The sequence below is a fragment of the Microbacterium paraoxydans genome (assembly GCF_900105335.1).
GTDB lineage: Bacteria > Actinomycetota > Actinomycetes > Actinomycetales > Microbacteriaceae > Microbacterium > Microbacterium paraoxydans.
This window is the reverse complement of the sequence record NZ_LT629770.1, coordinates 3123996-3138113: the sequence shown is the minus strand read 5'-3', so window position 1 is coordinate 3138113 and position 14118 is coordinate 3123996. Positions and strand designations below refer to the sequence as shown.

Annotated in this window: 15 protein-coding genes; 7 read left to right on the top strand and 8 right to left on the bottom strand. The window is 63.3% G+C overall.

What is annotated here, in order from left to right; translation table 11 throughout:
• Positions 1–6: 6 nt before the first annotated feature.
• Complete coding sequence (locus BLU02_RS15350) at positions 7–2067, top strand: hypothetical protein (RefSeq protein WP_156149086.1); 2061 nt, start codon at positions 7–9, stop codon at positions 2065–2067.
• A 12-nt stretch (positions 2068–2079) separates the two neighbouring features.
• Here BLU02_RS15350 and BLU02_RS15345 read toward each other — a convergent pair whose 3' ends face one another.
• Positions 2080–2349, bottom strand: a complete 270-nt coding sequence (locus BLU02_RS15345) for a helix-turn-helix domain-containing protein (RefSeq protein WP_231579208.1) — start codon at positions 2347–2349, stop codon at positions 2080–2082.
• 162 nt (positions 2350–2511) lie between these two features.
• Here BLU02_RS15345 and BLU02_RS15340 point away from each other — a divergent pair, with 162 nt between their 5' ends.
• From BLU02_RS15340 to BLU02_RS15325, 4 genes are read left to right on the top strand one after another with little or no spacing between them, the layout of a single operon-like run.
• The gene (locus BLU02_RS15340; protein ID WP_045262780.1) at positions 2512–2943 is read left to right on the top strand and encodes a hypothetical protein; all 432 of its coding nucleotides are present in this window, start codon (positions 2512–2514) and stop codon (positions 2941–2943) included.
• Positions 2940–3755: a metallophosphoesterase family protein gene (locus tag BLU02_RS15335; RefSeq protein ID WP_045262779.1), complete on the top strand. Its 816-nt coding sequence runs from the start codon at positions 2940–2942 to the stop codon at positions 3753–3755. Before BLU02_RS15340 ends, BLU02_RS15335 begins: the two co-directional genes overlap by 4 nt.
• Positions 3748–3954: an antitoxin VbhA family protein gene (locus tag BLU02_RS15330; RefSeq protein ID WP_045262778.1), complete on the top strand. Its 207-nt coding sequence runs from the start codon at positions 3748–3750 to the stop codon at positions 3952–3954. The genes BLU02_RS15335 and BLU02_RS15330 overlap by 8 nt, the downstream gene beginning before the upstream one ends.
• Entirely contained in the window at positions 3951–4331 is a 381-nt protein-coding gene (locus BLU02_RS15325) for a hypothetical protein (protein ID WP_045262777.1), read from the top strand. Before BLU02_RS15330 ends, BLU02_RS15325 begins: the two co-directional genes overlap by 4 nt.
• A 7-nt stretch (positions 4332–4338) precedes the next feature.
• Here the strand turns inward: BLU02_RS15325 and BLU02_RS15320 are convergent, their stop codons facing one another.
• Positions 4339–5697: a hypothetical protein gene (locus BLU02_RS15320; RefSeq protein ID WP_156149085.1), complete on the bottom strand. Its 1359-nt coding sequence runs from the start codon at positions 5695–5697 to the stop codon at positions 4339–4341.
• A gap of 154 nt (positions 5698–5851) precedes the next feature.
• Here BLU02_RS15320 and BLU02_RS17480 point away from each other — a divergent pair, with 154 nt between their 5' ends.
• Positions 5852–6790: a hypothetical protein gene (locus BLU02_RS17480; protein ID WP_045262776.1), complete on the top strand. Its 939-nt coding sequence runs from the start codon at positions 5852–5854 to the stop codon at positions 6788–6790.
• A 16-nt stretch (positions 6791–6806) separates the two neighbouring features.
• Here the strand turns inward: BLU02_RS17480 and BLU02_RS15315 are convergent, their stop codons facing one another.
• Positions 6807–7148, bottom strand: coding sequence for an ArsR/SmtB family transcription factor (locus BLU02_RS15315; RefSeq protein WP_200838702.1), 342 nt, complete (start codon positions 7146–7148; stop codon positions 6807–6809).
• Between the two features lie 123 nt (positions 7149–7271).
• On the opposite strand from BLU02_RS15315, the gene BLU02_RS15310 reads away from it, so the two are divergent.
• Positions 7272–8630: a peptidoglycan DD-metalloendopeptidase family protein gene (locus tag BLU02_RS15310; protein ID WP_045262824.1), complete on the top strand. Its 1359-nt coding sequence runs from the start codon at positions 7272–7274 to the stop codon at positions 8628–8630.
• Positions 8631–8653: 23 nt separating this feature from the next.
• Here the strand turns inward: BLU02_RS15310 and ccsB are convergent, their stop codons facing one another.
• The 5 genes from ccsB to BLU02_RS15285 form a co-directional block, all read right to left on the bottom strand.
• Positions 8654–9661, bottom strand: a complete 1008-nt coding sequence (gene ccsB / locus BLU02_RS15305) for a c-type cytochrome biogenesis protein CcsB (protein WP_045262774.1) — start codon at positions 9659–9661, stop codon at positions 8654–8656.
• 39 nt (positions 9662–9700) lie between these two features.
• Positions 9701–11377 (bottom strand): cytochrome c biogenesis protein ResB, encoded by a 1677-nt coding sequence (gene resB / locus BLU02_RS15300; RefSeq protein WP_045262773.1) that lies wholly within the window; start codon positions 11375–11377, stop codon positions 9701–9703.
• Positions 11358–12113, bottom strand: a complete 756-nt coding sequence (locus BLU02_RS15295) for a cytochrome c biogenesis CcdA family protein (protein ID WP_045262772.1) — start codon at positions 12111–12113, stop codon at positions 11358–11360. The genes resB and BLU02_RS15295 overlap by 20 nt, the downstream gene beginning before the upstream one ends.
• Positions 12110–12775 carry a TlpA family protein disulfide reductase gene (locus BLU02_RS15290; RefSeq protein WP_082066388.1) on the bottom strand — a complete coding sequence of 222 codons (666 nt, stop codon included), beginning with the start codon at positions 12773–12775 and terminating at the stop codon, positions 12110–12112. The genes BLU02_RS15295 and BLU02_RS15290 overlap by 4 nt, the downstream gene beginning before the upstream one ends.
• 640 nt (positions 12776–13415) lie before the next feature.
• Positions 13416–14099: a M23 family metallopeptidase gene (locus BLU02_RS15285; RefSeq protein WP_052674576.1), complete on the bottom strand. Its 684-nt coding sequence runs from the start codon at positions 14097–14099 to the stop codon at positions 13416–13418.
• Between the last annotated feature and the right edge of the window lie 19 nt (positions 14100–14118).

Genomic DNA, 14118 nt, shown 5'->3' with positions numbered 1-14118 from the left:
CTACCAATGACTGCCACTCGCCCTGCATTCAACGTCCGCGGCCTCCGTCTGGTCGGGCCAAACCACTCATATCGAGTCAACTTCACCGACCGGAATGATGCCGACGTGATCCGTCAGCTTTCGATAATCGCCGGCGAGATCAGCACTGGAAAGACTTCGGTGCTCGAGTTCATCGACTGGTGTCTCGGTGCGAAGGAGCACCCTGAACACGACGAGATCATGGCGAACGTACGCTCGGCTCAGCTCGCCATCGACGTGGCAGACGCGCGATCTACCGGAGACACCGCGAGTCGATACGTTATCGAGCGAGCTCTCGGGTCGAAGAAGACTGCCGCTTACCTCTACACCGGCGATTTGGACAGCATGTCTGGAACCCCTGTGAGGTCGTTCACTTCAGACCCCGCGGATACCGACTCTCTGTCGCACTACCTACTCCAGTTGTGCGGCCTCGCCGGTTTGCGCTTGGACGAAGCACCAACGCAGACGGATTCGAAGACAAGCGTGCTGAGCTTCCGGGATCTACAGCCCCTGTGGTTCCTATCGAACCGACGGCTTGACAACGGTGACCTCACTTACCATAACCAAACCGCGCGCTCCATCAAGCTGAATCAGGTCGTTAACTTCTTCTTCGGAGTATCCGATAACCAGCAGTCCTCGTTGTCGCGTGCGGTAGAAGAGCTCGGAGCTGAGGAACGCGAACTGTCGCGCGCCGTCCAGACCCTTCGCACCTTCATGACGGACGCGGGCTTCACGACGCTCGAGGAAATCACTGCCGAGTCGGACCGACTAGGGATACGGGTCGCTGAGCTCAACGCCAAGAGGCGGAGCATCGACGCCGACATCTCCGCCCGCGGCGACTTCACGACCGAGCTTCGCGCGGCGTTCGCGCGGAGCACGAATCACGCTCGGAGAATCCAGACTGAGCTGCGTGACCGAGAGACTCTGACGCTGCGGCTCGAACCGCTCCGCGCTCAGTATGCGGACGAGATCCGCCGACTCGACCTTGTTGCCGAGTCTGTCAGCCTCTTTGACTCGCTGACCGTCGTTACATGTCCCGCGTGTCAAAGCCACTTGAAAACTTCACCGACCGTCGCCGGTGAGCGATGCTCGCTGTGCCACTCGGACTTGACCTCGGATGACACCCCGCAAGATGAAGCTCCCGACCTTTCGACCGAACGACGCAACCTCGTCCGCCGGCTGAATCAGCTACTCGCATTCTCGCAGGAGGTGAGGGCAGAAGGTGACGAGCTTCGTCGCAAGCTGAGTGCGGCAAATGATGAGGTCCAGGAGGCTCAGTCTGCTCTAGACAGCGTCTCGCGCCAAGTCGTGTCCCCGTTCCTCGCACAACGTGACGAGATACAGAAAACGCTCGGCGATGCTCGGGTAGACCTCAAGACCATGCTTCGGGCACGCCAGATGCTGCTCCAGCTACAGCAGAAGGAAGTGGAGCTGTTGAAGACTTCAGCAGCTCTCAAGGAAGCACGGTCGAGGAAGGCTGAGTACCTAAAGCGAGCCACCCCGCGGGATACGATTCTGGCTAGGATCGGTGACCGGATTCATGAGATCCTTCGAGACTTCGACTATCCGAAGATCGATCTCGTTCGGGTTGACAGGAACCTCATCCCCTATGTGCGTGACCGACGCTATGACCGAGTCGGCTCATCTGGGGCGATGACGCTCATCGCCCTTGCGTGGGAGCTCGCGCTCTTCGAGCTCGCGTTCGAGCAGGGAATGGGACATCCCGGCTTTCTCATTATCGACAGCCCGCAGAAGAATCTGGTCCCAGGGTCAGTCGTCACCACCGCGCCTGAGACGCCCAGTAGCTCCGACAGGGAGGGCGAAGAGCTCGGACGCCTTATCACGACGCGAAGCAGACACATCGTCGAGAACATCTACATGCATGTCTCGGACTGGGTTTTGAAGCACCCCGGCGCTCAGATCATTCTTGTCGACAACCAGCCGCCGTCGGTCGCTTCTCAACACACCGTCGTGCGATACTCGCAGAATCCTGACTACCCGCCGTATGGCCTTATCGAGAACGAAGACGGACGCGACCAAGACCGGTAGGGTCTGGCTTCCTCAGCGAGCCGTCACGTCCGGGTGGTTCGCCGGTACCAACTCCTGAAGCGACACCTCGAAGATCTGCGCCAAGGCTAGGAGCGTTCGCAACGTGGGGTTTGAGGGTGCACCGGACTGCGCTTCGCCACGCTCGTAGCGCTGATACGTGAATCGAGCTAGACCCGCACGATAGGCGACCGCTTCTTGCGACAAGCCTTTCGCGTCGCGCAGACGACGGATCTGAAGACCAAGCTCTGCGGCGAACTTCTGCCACTCGTCGTCAGCACTCACGTCCGTCCTCATCACTCTCCAACGATCCGATGAAGGCGCTGACCCATGGATATGTCTATGTGGCAGAATCGGTCACCACGACGCATCAACCGACGGCCGACGCCTCGCGTTTGACGATCTGCATGTGCGGCGCTGTGCATAGACCCCGGGGCGGCTCGATGCATGCCCTTCAGCCCCGAGTCTGGAGTGAATGTGACAGATCTGACACCAACCTGGTGGATCGCCACCGATGTCGAGGCGCCCCGCGAGTGGCAGGACGCATTCGAAGCGCTCACCGAGGAGAAGCGCGCAGACCATCTCGGTCTTGCCGCGGGCATCTTCGTCGCCACTGTGCGGCGAAGAACCGGCGGCGGACCCACGTTCAAGGAGCTGTTCGCTGCTCTCTTCAACGACAAGCCTCTGCACCCTGAGTGGCCCGCTGGCCTGAACTATGTCACTCGCACCGCGATTCTTCACGCGTTTCGCCTCCACGTAGCGATTCAGTGGAAACGGGGCGGATGGATCAGCTGGGACAAAGATGTTGAGCGCAGTCTCCGGGTTGGCCCGACATTCCGCGAGCGCGCTCGTGCCCACCAGGCTGCGAGGACTCAGTGAGAGCACTTGAACGCGCGTCGACCATCGATCTCCCGGATCAGCGCGTGGCGGTGTGCGGGGACTGGCACGGCAACGTCGGCTGGGTCAGGACGCTCTCTCGTATCCTGCCGGCGCTGGCACCGGACGTGACGACGATCCTGCAGCTCGGTGACTGGTGGATCGATCCCGATGCCGTCGATGAGGCACTCGCTGACACGAACATCGACCGCATCTATGTGACGCTCGGCAACCACGAACCGTGGTCGGACGTCACGCCGCTCCTCGACGAGCAGCCTAGTTCAGCCGTCCGAGTCTCGAAGCTCACCTGGCTCCTGGCAAGGCCCGCCAGGCTCACCATTGGCGGACGGTCGGTGCTGTCGCTCGGCGGTGCAGCCTCCGTCGACAGGCTTTGGCGACGAGAAGGCGCCGGATGGTGGCCCGATGAGCGCATCGATGACTCTCATGTGGCCGCGGCCATCGCTGGTGGTCCCGCTGATCTGATGCTGACGCACGAGTCCCCTGCCCGCACGCCCGTTCGCGCCGTACAAGAGGTGCTGCGGTCCAACCCGATGGGATTCCCTGACGAAACGCTCGCAGAGTCCGCACAGTCACGCGAGCGGGTTGCCAAAGTCTGGGACGCCATCCGACCAGGACTGCTGATGCATGGTCATATGCATGTTGCTGGCGGCGGCGCGACCGACGACGGGCGCCGCGTGGCGAGCTTCGGACGAGACACGATGCAGGGCAGCCTCGCGTTCCTCGACCTGCGGACGCTGCGCCTAGAGGTCCCCACGGTCCAGCAGATGAGAGAGGCGGCATTCCCCGTTGGGTAACGATGACCACGTCCGTACGCGAGAGGAGCGGCTGAACGGAGTCCTCGAAGCGTTCCACTCCTGCCGCCTCGACGGCCTCGCTCCGACACGTGATGCGATCCGCGACGCCTGGAACTACATCGAGGGCCGCCGCACCCTCGACGAGATCATCGAAGACGTTCGTCGCCGCCACACCCGGAAACCCGAGAAGGAGCCGTGACCGAGGAGGAACCGAACCCCTGGGCTGAGATCGTCGGTCCGTGCTACACGGTGACCAGCATGGCCCGCACCCTCGGACGGACGGAGGCTGAGGTCATGGAGGCTGGGAACGATCTCAGCCTCCTCATGTTGCGCACCGAAGACGGCGTCTACCTCTTCCCCGTCTTTCAACTGCACGACGGCGAGGTGGTTCCAGGTCTGCGGGAGGTTCTTCTCACCCTCCAGACCGGCGTAAGCGACTCCTGGACATGGGCGCAGTGGTTGAACGTCTCGTTGCCCGAAGCGGATCCGCCCCGCAACATCACGCGGCTTATCGAGGGGCGCCTTGATGAAGCGCTACGGGACGCGCGACACGACGCTTGGTCATGGAGTAACTGATCCGAGATCATCCTTGCGGGAGCACCAAGCTCGTGGTGCTGGTGACGAGATGTCCGGCAGGAGAAGATTGCTCCCGCATGCCGGCTCGCTCGCTAACGTGCGCCGCACCCGGTAAGGCCTCGGGCGGAAGCGGGTAGAGCGCCCCGGGGTTGTGGAAGACAGTGGTGCCATCAATCCAGCGTTCCTCATATCCCTCACCCACCTGCTGACTGAATGGCACAACCTCGCCCGAGTTGTCTTCCGCGTAACGAGAACCGCGATGGAACGCCAACAGCGATGACTCCCCCATCCCCGCCGCGATGCCCATGCGATTGAACTTGCTGAGTGTCCCTGCTGCATTGAAGATCACGGCACTGATCCGCTCCGAATCAGGCAACTTAAAGAAACCGGACTCAAGCTCCTTCGTGCCCCATTTAAGTGTTCCGACGGGGACCTCGACCTGGCGGACGACTCCATCCCGCTCCACATCTTCGATGCGCACACCGTAGAGGTATTCGTACAGCGCGGGCTGGCTCCACGTCATCGACAGGTCCTGATGGAAGTCTTGCACAGCAATCACGAAGGGTATCTTCCGCGCTCCGGTTCGCTCCCAGTAGCGCTTTCTGAGCTTTGCAACAAGCGGGCCGGAGAAGCGAGTCGGCAGGTAGTTGTGCGCATAGTCAAAAAGCTCGTCAGCCGTCTCCGGCGGAACGGGCACGTTGTGCACTGGCGGCGGGTTCGCGGTCGTTGCCTCGACGTAGAAATCTCCGAACACACCTCGTGCAAGGAAGTCTGGCGCGGGCTTGGGCTGTTCGACTCGTAGACCCGCCTCACGCATCAGCGCCCATACATATAGTTCCCACACCCTGGCATCGAAGGCAGTGGTCTGAAACTGCTCGACGAAGGTTCCATCTTGGTTCTCGTACCAACGCATGGCGACCTCTATGAGGCGACGCGCAGCGACGGCACTCGTCTGATCTCGTAGGTACTTGAATCGAACGTGCAAGCGATCCTCGTTCGAAGCCACTCTGAAGAAGTTCTCGGAAGGCCTCTCATCGCCTTGAGTGCGTGAGTTGTCGTAGTCCGCGTGAACATTCGCCATAGCTTCCGCAGTCGCATTCACCGCGGCACGTACATCTGCGTGTGGGCCTAGCAACCTGACTCCCCGATAGCGTCCAGAGAGGTCGGGAGCGAGCACGCAACTGTGGAGCTCGCGGTCGGTCGAGTCAACTAATAATACGCCGAGCACCTTAGCGGGTCGGATCTCCAGCCACGCAACTTCCTTGGTCGGCGCAAGTGGGCCCGCCCCCCGGGCCCAGACCACGAAAGCGTTGAATCGCTGTTCGCTGATCTCCGAGATCTCGACAGGTGTGTCGTTCGTATTCACCGTCTGCCTCCTCCGCCACCTGCGACCAGAGTAGCGATGCACCCTGCTCGCCAGCCCGAAGTTGCACTGCCCCGCCTCAAGGCGTCGCCGGCAACGCGAACCATAGCCCGGCTGAAGCGGGCCGCGCCGGCCGCAGTCTCGATACGCTCGCTCCATGTATTCGTTCCGCGTACCGCTGCATGTAGGAAACAGCAATCCGGACACCGCCGAGAGTCGACTCTCGCTATCAGAGTCGAACAGCGAGAGCATCTGGCTCCAGTCGAATGGGCCGCTCGCGGACGCCGAGAGAGCGGCGTTTTGCGGATCCGGCTACCCGACCGCTGAAATAGCGGAGCAACGGGCCAATGAACTTCTTCCGGCGCTGCGGCTCACTTCTTTACGCACAGGAATCTACTTCGACTTCTTGTCCCGCGAGGCATCCGCTGGGATGTCTGAGACCGCGCTGCGCGACCTCAATGAGGCTCTCCCGACAGGAGTTCGCGCTGCCCGCTTTCGCCCGGGGGTCACGGTGCACCTGACATCGGAGGACATCGTCGTGCCTCGACTGAGCGCAACAGTTCGCGCTCATACGCCCGCGCAGACCGTGGGCGCGACGTTCCAGCGCGCGATGCGCTCCGCGACCGCCTCACCGCACGGTTCTCTGGCATTCGACCTATATGTTGCCAGTTGGCGAATGCCCACGGATGACGCCCGTCTTCTCATGCTCACGTCCGCCGCCGAAGCCATGGTCGTCCGCAAGAAGGTCTCTAGTGAGGAACGAATCGCTCTTCGCCGACTTGCCGCCGTAGTCCGAGCCGATCAGACGCTGTCACCTATCAGTAAGAAGTCGTTGGAGAATCGGATCGGATCGTTGCACAAGGAGAGCATCAGCTCTGCGAGCGCCCGACTCGCAGACCATTTGAACCCGCGCACCTTCTTGGATCGAACGGCGCGTGATTTCTTCAGCTATGCGTACGACGTCCGAAGTCGTCTCGTGCATGGCGACGTCCCTCCTTCAAGCTCGGAGGTCGCGCTCGTGCTAGGCGCTCTCGGCGAGTTCGTACGAGAGCTCATAGAACTGGAGCTGTCGTCTCTCGAGACGGCACGTCCCTAACCAGAGAGCGAGCCGGCTACTTGTCCTGTGGACTGGTCTCGACACCGGTCGGGAGGTACGCCACGTGGCCAAGCACGCCATCAAGCAGAGCCATGACGTGGTCGTCGTACAAGTCGTAGCGGACGTTGCGCCCGTCGCGATTTCCTGACACGAGGCCGAGCTCGCGCATCAGCCGTAGGTGGTTCGACACGGCTGTCTGACCAGCTCCCACAGCTTCGCAGAGCTGGGTGACGGTCAGCGACGATTGTCGCAGCGCGGTGAGGATCCGCAGCCGCACCGGAGAGGAGAGGCCGTGCATGACTTCCGCCAGCCGAACGGCTGCGCTCGACGGCAACATCGTCGCCGCATCGAAGTGCATGTCTCGCGTCACCATAGTGAGTCTACGACGACGACACTCTCTCCGAATTGACGATACATCACGAATTCGTGATGTAACTTGAAGGCGATATCCCAGCGATGAGGAGCCAAACGCGTGAGTCCGATACGCCCGACAGCCGCTGATCTCGCTTCCGCGTCGGCTGCTGATGACTGCGGCTGTGCCCCGAAACCCGCCGAGAGGGATCGACTGTGGAAGCGCCCAATCAATCGCCGCGGCGTCTTCGAGCTCGGCGCCTTGAGCGTGGTGGCGCTCGCAGCGTTCGGGGTCGGATCCGGCGTTTCCATCGCACATGCCGCAACGTACCCGTCGTGGGACGACGTTCAGCGCGCCAAGGGCAACGAGGCAGCGAAGGGTGTCGAAGTTCAACGCATCCAAGGCCTCATTCAGTCGCTGACGCAGAAGGTCGCTGACACCGAGGCCGCAGCACTGCTCGCATCCGACGAGTTCTACGCAGCGCAGCAGCAGTACTTCGAGGCGATCCGGGTCGCAGACGACCTGCAGGCGCAAGCCGACGAACAGACCCTCATCGCTGAGGAGGCGTCGAGGAAAGCCGGACAGCTGGCGGCGCAGCTCTATCGCAACGGTGGCGACGACACCACGCTGCAGCTGTTCTTCGCAGGCTCTGCAGCCGAATCGGATGAGCTGCTGTCGCGATTGGGAACGCTCGACAAGTTCATGCAGTACAACCGCGCGGTCTACGACGAAGCAATCTCGTCGAAGAACGCGGCACAGTCGCTCACAGATCAGGCGGTCGTCGCTCGAGACGAGCGCGACCGACTGCAGCAGGTCGCGGAGCAGAAGATGACAGCAGCGCAGGAAGCCGCAGACGCCGCACAGGCTGCGCTCGACGAGCAGACCACCTACCTCGAGACGCTGAAGGCACAGCTCGCGGCGCTTCAGGACACGACCGCGCAAACGGTTGCCGCTTACCAGGCCGGCGTCGCAGCGCGTGCCGCGGAGGAGAAGGCTCGTCGGGAGAGAGAAGCCGCCGAAGCCGCGGCGAACAGCGGCGGCAACGGGGGCGGAGGGGGCCAGGCCGGTAGCGGAGGGTGGGTTCGACCGCACGGTGGCGCACGCAGCTCGAGCTACGGTCCACGGACCCCGATCTGCGGACCCCAGGGCTGCTCATCGAGCTACCACTACGGCGCAGACCTGGCGAACGGATGCGGTGCGGCGATCTACGCCGCGAACTCGGGAACAGTCGACTATGCCGGAGCCAACGGGAACTACGGCAACTACGTCCGTATTCAGCACGGTGGCGGCGTGAGCTCGGGCTACGCACACATCAAGCCGGGCGGAATCGCCGTTCGTCGCGGTCAGTGGGTCGAGTCGGGACAGGTCATCGCATACGCGGGCAACACCGGGCGATCCTTCGGGTGCCATCTGCACTTCGAGGTGTACCTCAACGGTGGCTACACCAACCCGGTGCGTTTCATGGAGGACCGCGGCGTCTACGTGTGAGATAGCACCGCGGCCCCACCGGATCACGTCAGCCCGGAGTAGGAATGGAGCCCCGGGAAGTAGATGTTCACGACGGAGAAGTTGAACAGCACTGCTGCGAACCCAACAATCGACAGCCACGCAGACCGGGAACCACGCCACCCCCGGGTGGCGCGCGCGTGGATGTACCCCGCGTAAAGGACCCAGATCACGAAGGTCCACACCTCTTTGACGTCGAATCCCCAGTAGCGACCCCACGAGTCGTTCGCCCAGATCGCTCCCGCGATGAGGGTGAAGCTCCAGAACATGAAGCCGACGATAGTGAAGCGGTACGCCAGGGTCTCCAGCGCGTCCGCGGACGGGATCGTGCGAAGGAAGCGAGGACCGCGCTTCTGCTTTCGCGCGTCCGGAGCGTCACTGAGGAGACGCTCGCGCCTACCCTGCATCAGTTGGGTGATTGACACGCCGCAGGCGAGAGCGAACAGAGCTGTGGCGAGCGAAGCCACGAACACGTGGATCACCAGCCACACGCTCTTCAGCGGATCCATCAGCGGCACAACCTCGACATAGAAGCCGAGAGTCGCACCTCCGAGAAGCAGCACGGTCATTCCGAGCAGGAACGCGCCCAAGAATCGAAGATCGTACAGCCGCAGCACCACGAGGTACACGGCGACGATGAGGAGCGTCCCGGTGAGCGCGAACTCGTACATGTTGGCCCACGGGACCCGCTCGGCCGCAATGCCTCTGCCGAGAGTTCCTCCTAGCTGGAAGAGGAACGCCAGAACCGTGAGCGACGTTCCGATTCGCGCCCACAAGCGTCGGGGTGGCCGCTGTAGAGCGGTGTCGGCGCCGGGGACATCTCCGGCGAGCTCTTCGGACGAGGATGCCGGCCCACGCCCGCCGACGGTCGCCAATCTTCGCACGGGAACGGCAACCGGTGCGGCGCTGCGCTGCGCGAGGTCGATGGTGTACGCGGTGAACGCGAGGAGGTAGGTGGCAATCGCGGTCCAGACGAGGAGGAGGGAGATGCCGTCGAGGCTGAGCTGATTCATGACGGGTTCCTTTCGGTCGTGTCGTGCTGCTGGTCGTTGTCAGAAGTGGCCGGCGGGCTTCACAGGCTCCGCGCCGAGCGAAGTCGAGTGACGATGTGCGAGATCGTCGACCGCTCGTTGCAGCGTGGGGTCGTCGCCGCGCGCGAGGCCGGCGTACTCGATGTGGATGCCGTCGATCCCGTCGCGGGCTTTCACCCACACGCGACGCCGGGGTACGAACAGGCCTGCGAAGAGACCCACCATGGCAATCACCGAGAAGAGGAGCACTCCCCCACTGCTCGGATCTTGTTGGATCTGCAGCGAGGCGAATCGCTTCACTGGTTGCTGTTCCTCCGCGATCTCCCACGTGACGGACCCCCAGCCATTCGGGAGGTCGGCCGTGTCACCGGGTCGGAGTTCCAACGAGTCGGTGCCGCTGTCGCCGCCCGTCTCCTGGTCGAGTCCGCTCACGTCGAGCGTGTAGACGGAGCGCGGCGTGCCGTCGTCGATGCCGAGGTCCCCGCTGAAGACGTTGAAGGTGAGCACGGGATCGACGACGTCGGGGTAGATGGACGTGAACGCACCTGACGGGAGAGTGCCCTGCGTGGGGTAGAAGAACCCGACGAGCCCGACTTGCTTCGGTAGCCCGTCCGGGATTTTGATGATGCCCAGGGAGGTCATGTTCGAGTCCTGCGGCAGGAATGGCTGCGACTCACTGAACACGACGTCGCCGTCGCCGTTCCTCACGGTCAGCGTCGGGGCGTACCCGTTCCCCAGGAGGTAGATCCGGTCATTCGCAATCGTGGTCGGGTAGTTCACTCGAACGCTGCGCTCACTGTCCTGCTCGCCCGGCTGGCGGACCGTGATCTGCGCATCGAAGTTCTCTGCCTGTCCCGCGCCCGGTGTGCCCGGCAGTCGATAGGCGACACGGAAGTCGTCGAGCGTGAGCGAGTACGGAACAAGTCCCGCGCCGTCGACGAATCGTCCCGGGTTGAAGGACGAGTAATCGCTCAGAGCATTCACGAACGTCGTCCCCTCCACCACGACTCGTTGTCCGGTGTACGCGAAGGATCCGCCTACTGCGACCGAGAGGAGCACCCCGACGAGCGCGACATGGAAGACGAGGTTGCCGGTCTCACGGAGGTAGCCGCGCTCTGCTGATACCGAGTAGGTGCCTCCCTGGTCGTAACGCTCGACGCGGTAACCGGATCTGCGCAGCATGTCGGAAGCCGCGGAGACAGCCCCCTCAGCATCGCCACCCTTCCCAGCGATGAACCTCTCGCGATGAGCGGGCAACCTCGACAGTCGGGACGGAGTGCGCGGAGGTCGTGACCGCAGCGCGACATAGTGGTGCTTCGCACGCGGGATCACACACCCGATGAGCGAGACGAACAGCAGAAGATGGATGGCGGAGAACCACGGTGAGATGTAGACGTCGAACAGTCCAAGGCCGTCCGCGAGCGGGAACGCATCGGGGTTGTTCCTTCGCCATTGCACCACGCCGTTGGGGTCTGCGCTGCGTTGCGGGAACAGTGAACCGGGGATCGCTGCGACAGCGAGGAGCAGAAGCAGCAACAAGGCGGTGCGCATGCTCGTCAGTTGTGTCCACCCCCATCGCAGCCAGCCGGTCACCCTGAGCGCCGGGCTCGTCACCCCAGATGTTGCGCCGGTATCGGCGTGGTCGGCTGGCCGGAGCGGATCGCCCTTGGTGTCGGGGTCAGAGAGGGAGCGGGACATTGATAATCACCTGCTGAAGTTGGGACATGAGAGCGGTCCAGAGGCCGGAGACCATCAGGATCCCGAGAGCGACGAGCATCGCTCCGCCGATGAGGTTGAGCGTGCGGACATGGCGTCGGAGGAAGGCGAGCGAGGAGGACGCCCATCCCCACCCGGCGGCGAGGACGATGAAGGGGATACCGAGGCCGAGGGAGTACGCCAGCCCGAGCAGGCCGGCTCGAGCGGGGTCACCCAAGTTCCATGACATCGAGATGATTGCGGCGAGTGTCGGGCCGATGCAGGGTGTCCACCCCACTCCGAGTGCGAACCCCAGCAGCGGGGCGCCGACCAGACCTGCACGACTGCCGATCCGTGGGCGCATCGTTCGCTGCGCGACGCCGAAGAGTCCGATGAAGACGAAGCCCATCACGATGATGACGGCGCCGAACACCCTGGTGAGAATGTTCGCGTACTGCAGCAGCACGAAGCCGAACGCACCGCCGAGGATGGTCACGGCGACGAAGACGGTCGTGAAACCTGCGATGAACAGCGCCACCCCCAGCATCAGTCGACCGCGGTGCGACTCTCGGCTTCCGCTCTTGCCCTGTTCTGGCCGCACAGTTCCCCCGAGGTACCCCAGGTACCCGGGCACCAAAGGGAGGACGCACGGTGAGACGAAGGAGACGAGCCCGGCGAGGATCGCCACGGGGATGGCGATCCACAGAACTCCGTCGACGATAAGCGTTCCAGGGTTCATGGGACGCTCTCCTCGAGAACGTCCTCGACGAGCGTCGCGAGGATTGAGGCACTGTCGAGCTGACCGATGACGCGGGCGGCGACTCTGCCGGAGCGGTCGATGACCAGGGTGGTCGGCGTGGCTTGGATCGGCGTCACCTGAGCGAAGGCCAGCTTGACCTTGCCGTCGTTGACGTCGATCACGCTCGGATACGTGACGCCGTTGTCTTTGGCGAACGAGAGCGCGGTGGCGGGTTGGTCGTAGGTGTTCACGCCAAGGAAGGCCACGCCGTCGTCGCGATAGTCCTGCCACACCTGTTCGAGGTATGGCGCCTCGACAATGCAGGGGCCGCATGCGGCGTACCAGAAGTTCACGACGAGGACGTCGCCGCGGTAGTCGTCACTCGCGACTTCCTCTTCGGTCTCCGTGACCCCTTCGAATGTCACCGGCTCTCCGCGCTCGTCTTGCGGGATCTCGACGACTTGGAAGTCTCCCGCGATGAAGCCTTTCTCGTTGCCATCCCTATACTGCTGGGAAAGGGAGTCGTTGGACGCGCACCCTGCGAGCAGGAGAAGGACGGGTATGGAGGCGAGCACGGCGTGACGAATACGTCGTCGTCGGCCGTGATCCTGCGCGCTGGGGACGCCGGTGGCGGGTGGTCGGGGGACGGGCTCGCTGAGCATAGGTTCCTCTTCGGATCTGAATCTCGTTTGGCAGGGCAGAGCCGGTGGTTATCGGGCTCATGCCTCGCGCCCGGGCCATCAGTGCTCGACGAGGAGCGGGTCCCGGGGCGACGTCGCGTCTCGCTCCCGAGTGACGAGCATGACGACGGCGTGAATCGAGGAAGCTCAGGTCCGCGACACGCGGAGTTTCGTGAGAGAGGGGGCGGTGGCCCTCATCGCGATGCTCGGAAGAAGTCGACGTATCAGGTGAGACCTGATACGTCCCGGGTTCATTAGAGGCATTGGCCGACGCAGAGCGCTGAGGAGCAGGAGAAGTACTCCGCAGAACAGTCCGAGAGCGCACGCAACGGGGCCCATGCCGATACTCGATGCAGAGGGCTCCCCCGCCGACGCAACCGAGGGCGCGTCCGGCGCAGCGTTTCGTGCATCGAGCGCCGAGGGATCGTCGACGCCGACGGACGTCGATGCATCAGGTGTCGCCTGATATGGAGCGCAGGCGACGCCCAACACGAGCAACAGTGACGCCATGACCACGACAATCACACCGACGGCAAACGGCGATGTCGCCGCCTTTCGCCCTAGACGAGGGTTCATCGCCCCGCCTCTCAGGTCGAGGTCATCAAGCGGGACGCGCCGGAGCTCATTCACCGGTCTGCTCCCGCAGCCAAGCGACAGGATCGACCGTTCCGTCTCCTGTCGACACTTCAAGGTGCAAGTGCGCACCAAAACTGCGTCCGGTGTTGCCGACTCGTCCGACGACTTCGCCGACGGAGACACTCTCCCCCTCACGAACTCCGAGGGAGCCGCGCAACATGTGCGCGTAGCGGCTGAATACCGTCTGCCCGTCGATCTTGCTCTCAATGTAGACCGTGACCCCGAACGCCCCGCCGTTCTCGGTCGCGATGCGGACCGTCCCGCCGGCCACGGCGCGGATCTGGGCTCCCTCACCTGGTGTGAAGTCGGCGCCTTCATGCATTCGCCCCCACCTGGGCCCGAAACTCGACGACGTGGGCACGCTGACCGGGAACGGCCACTGCACCTCAGCATCGGGATCGAGCAGCAGGGATCCGCTGAAGTAACGGATTCCTGCTGCCGCCGCGAGCTGCGGGACAGACGTCACGCTGAAGCCGTTCGACCGACCAAGGTCCTCCGCCGCAGCATCCTCCGGCACGACAAACGCCTGAATGTCACTATCGGCGGCGGATCGGTCGCTCTCGGAGGGCGCGAACCGCGGCGTGGTATCCGTCCTGGCCGCCGCGACGGTCTCGGCCGGGATCGTCATGCCGACCATGAACGAGGAAGCGACGGTCAATGTGCCCACCACGATGGGCGTTCTCCCGATT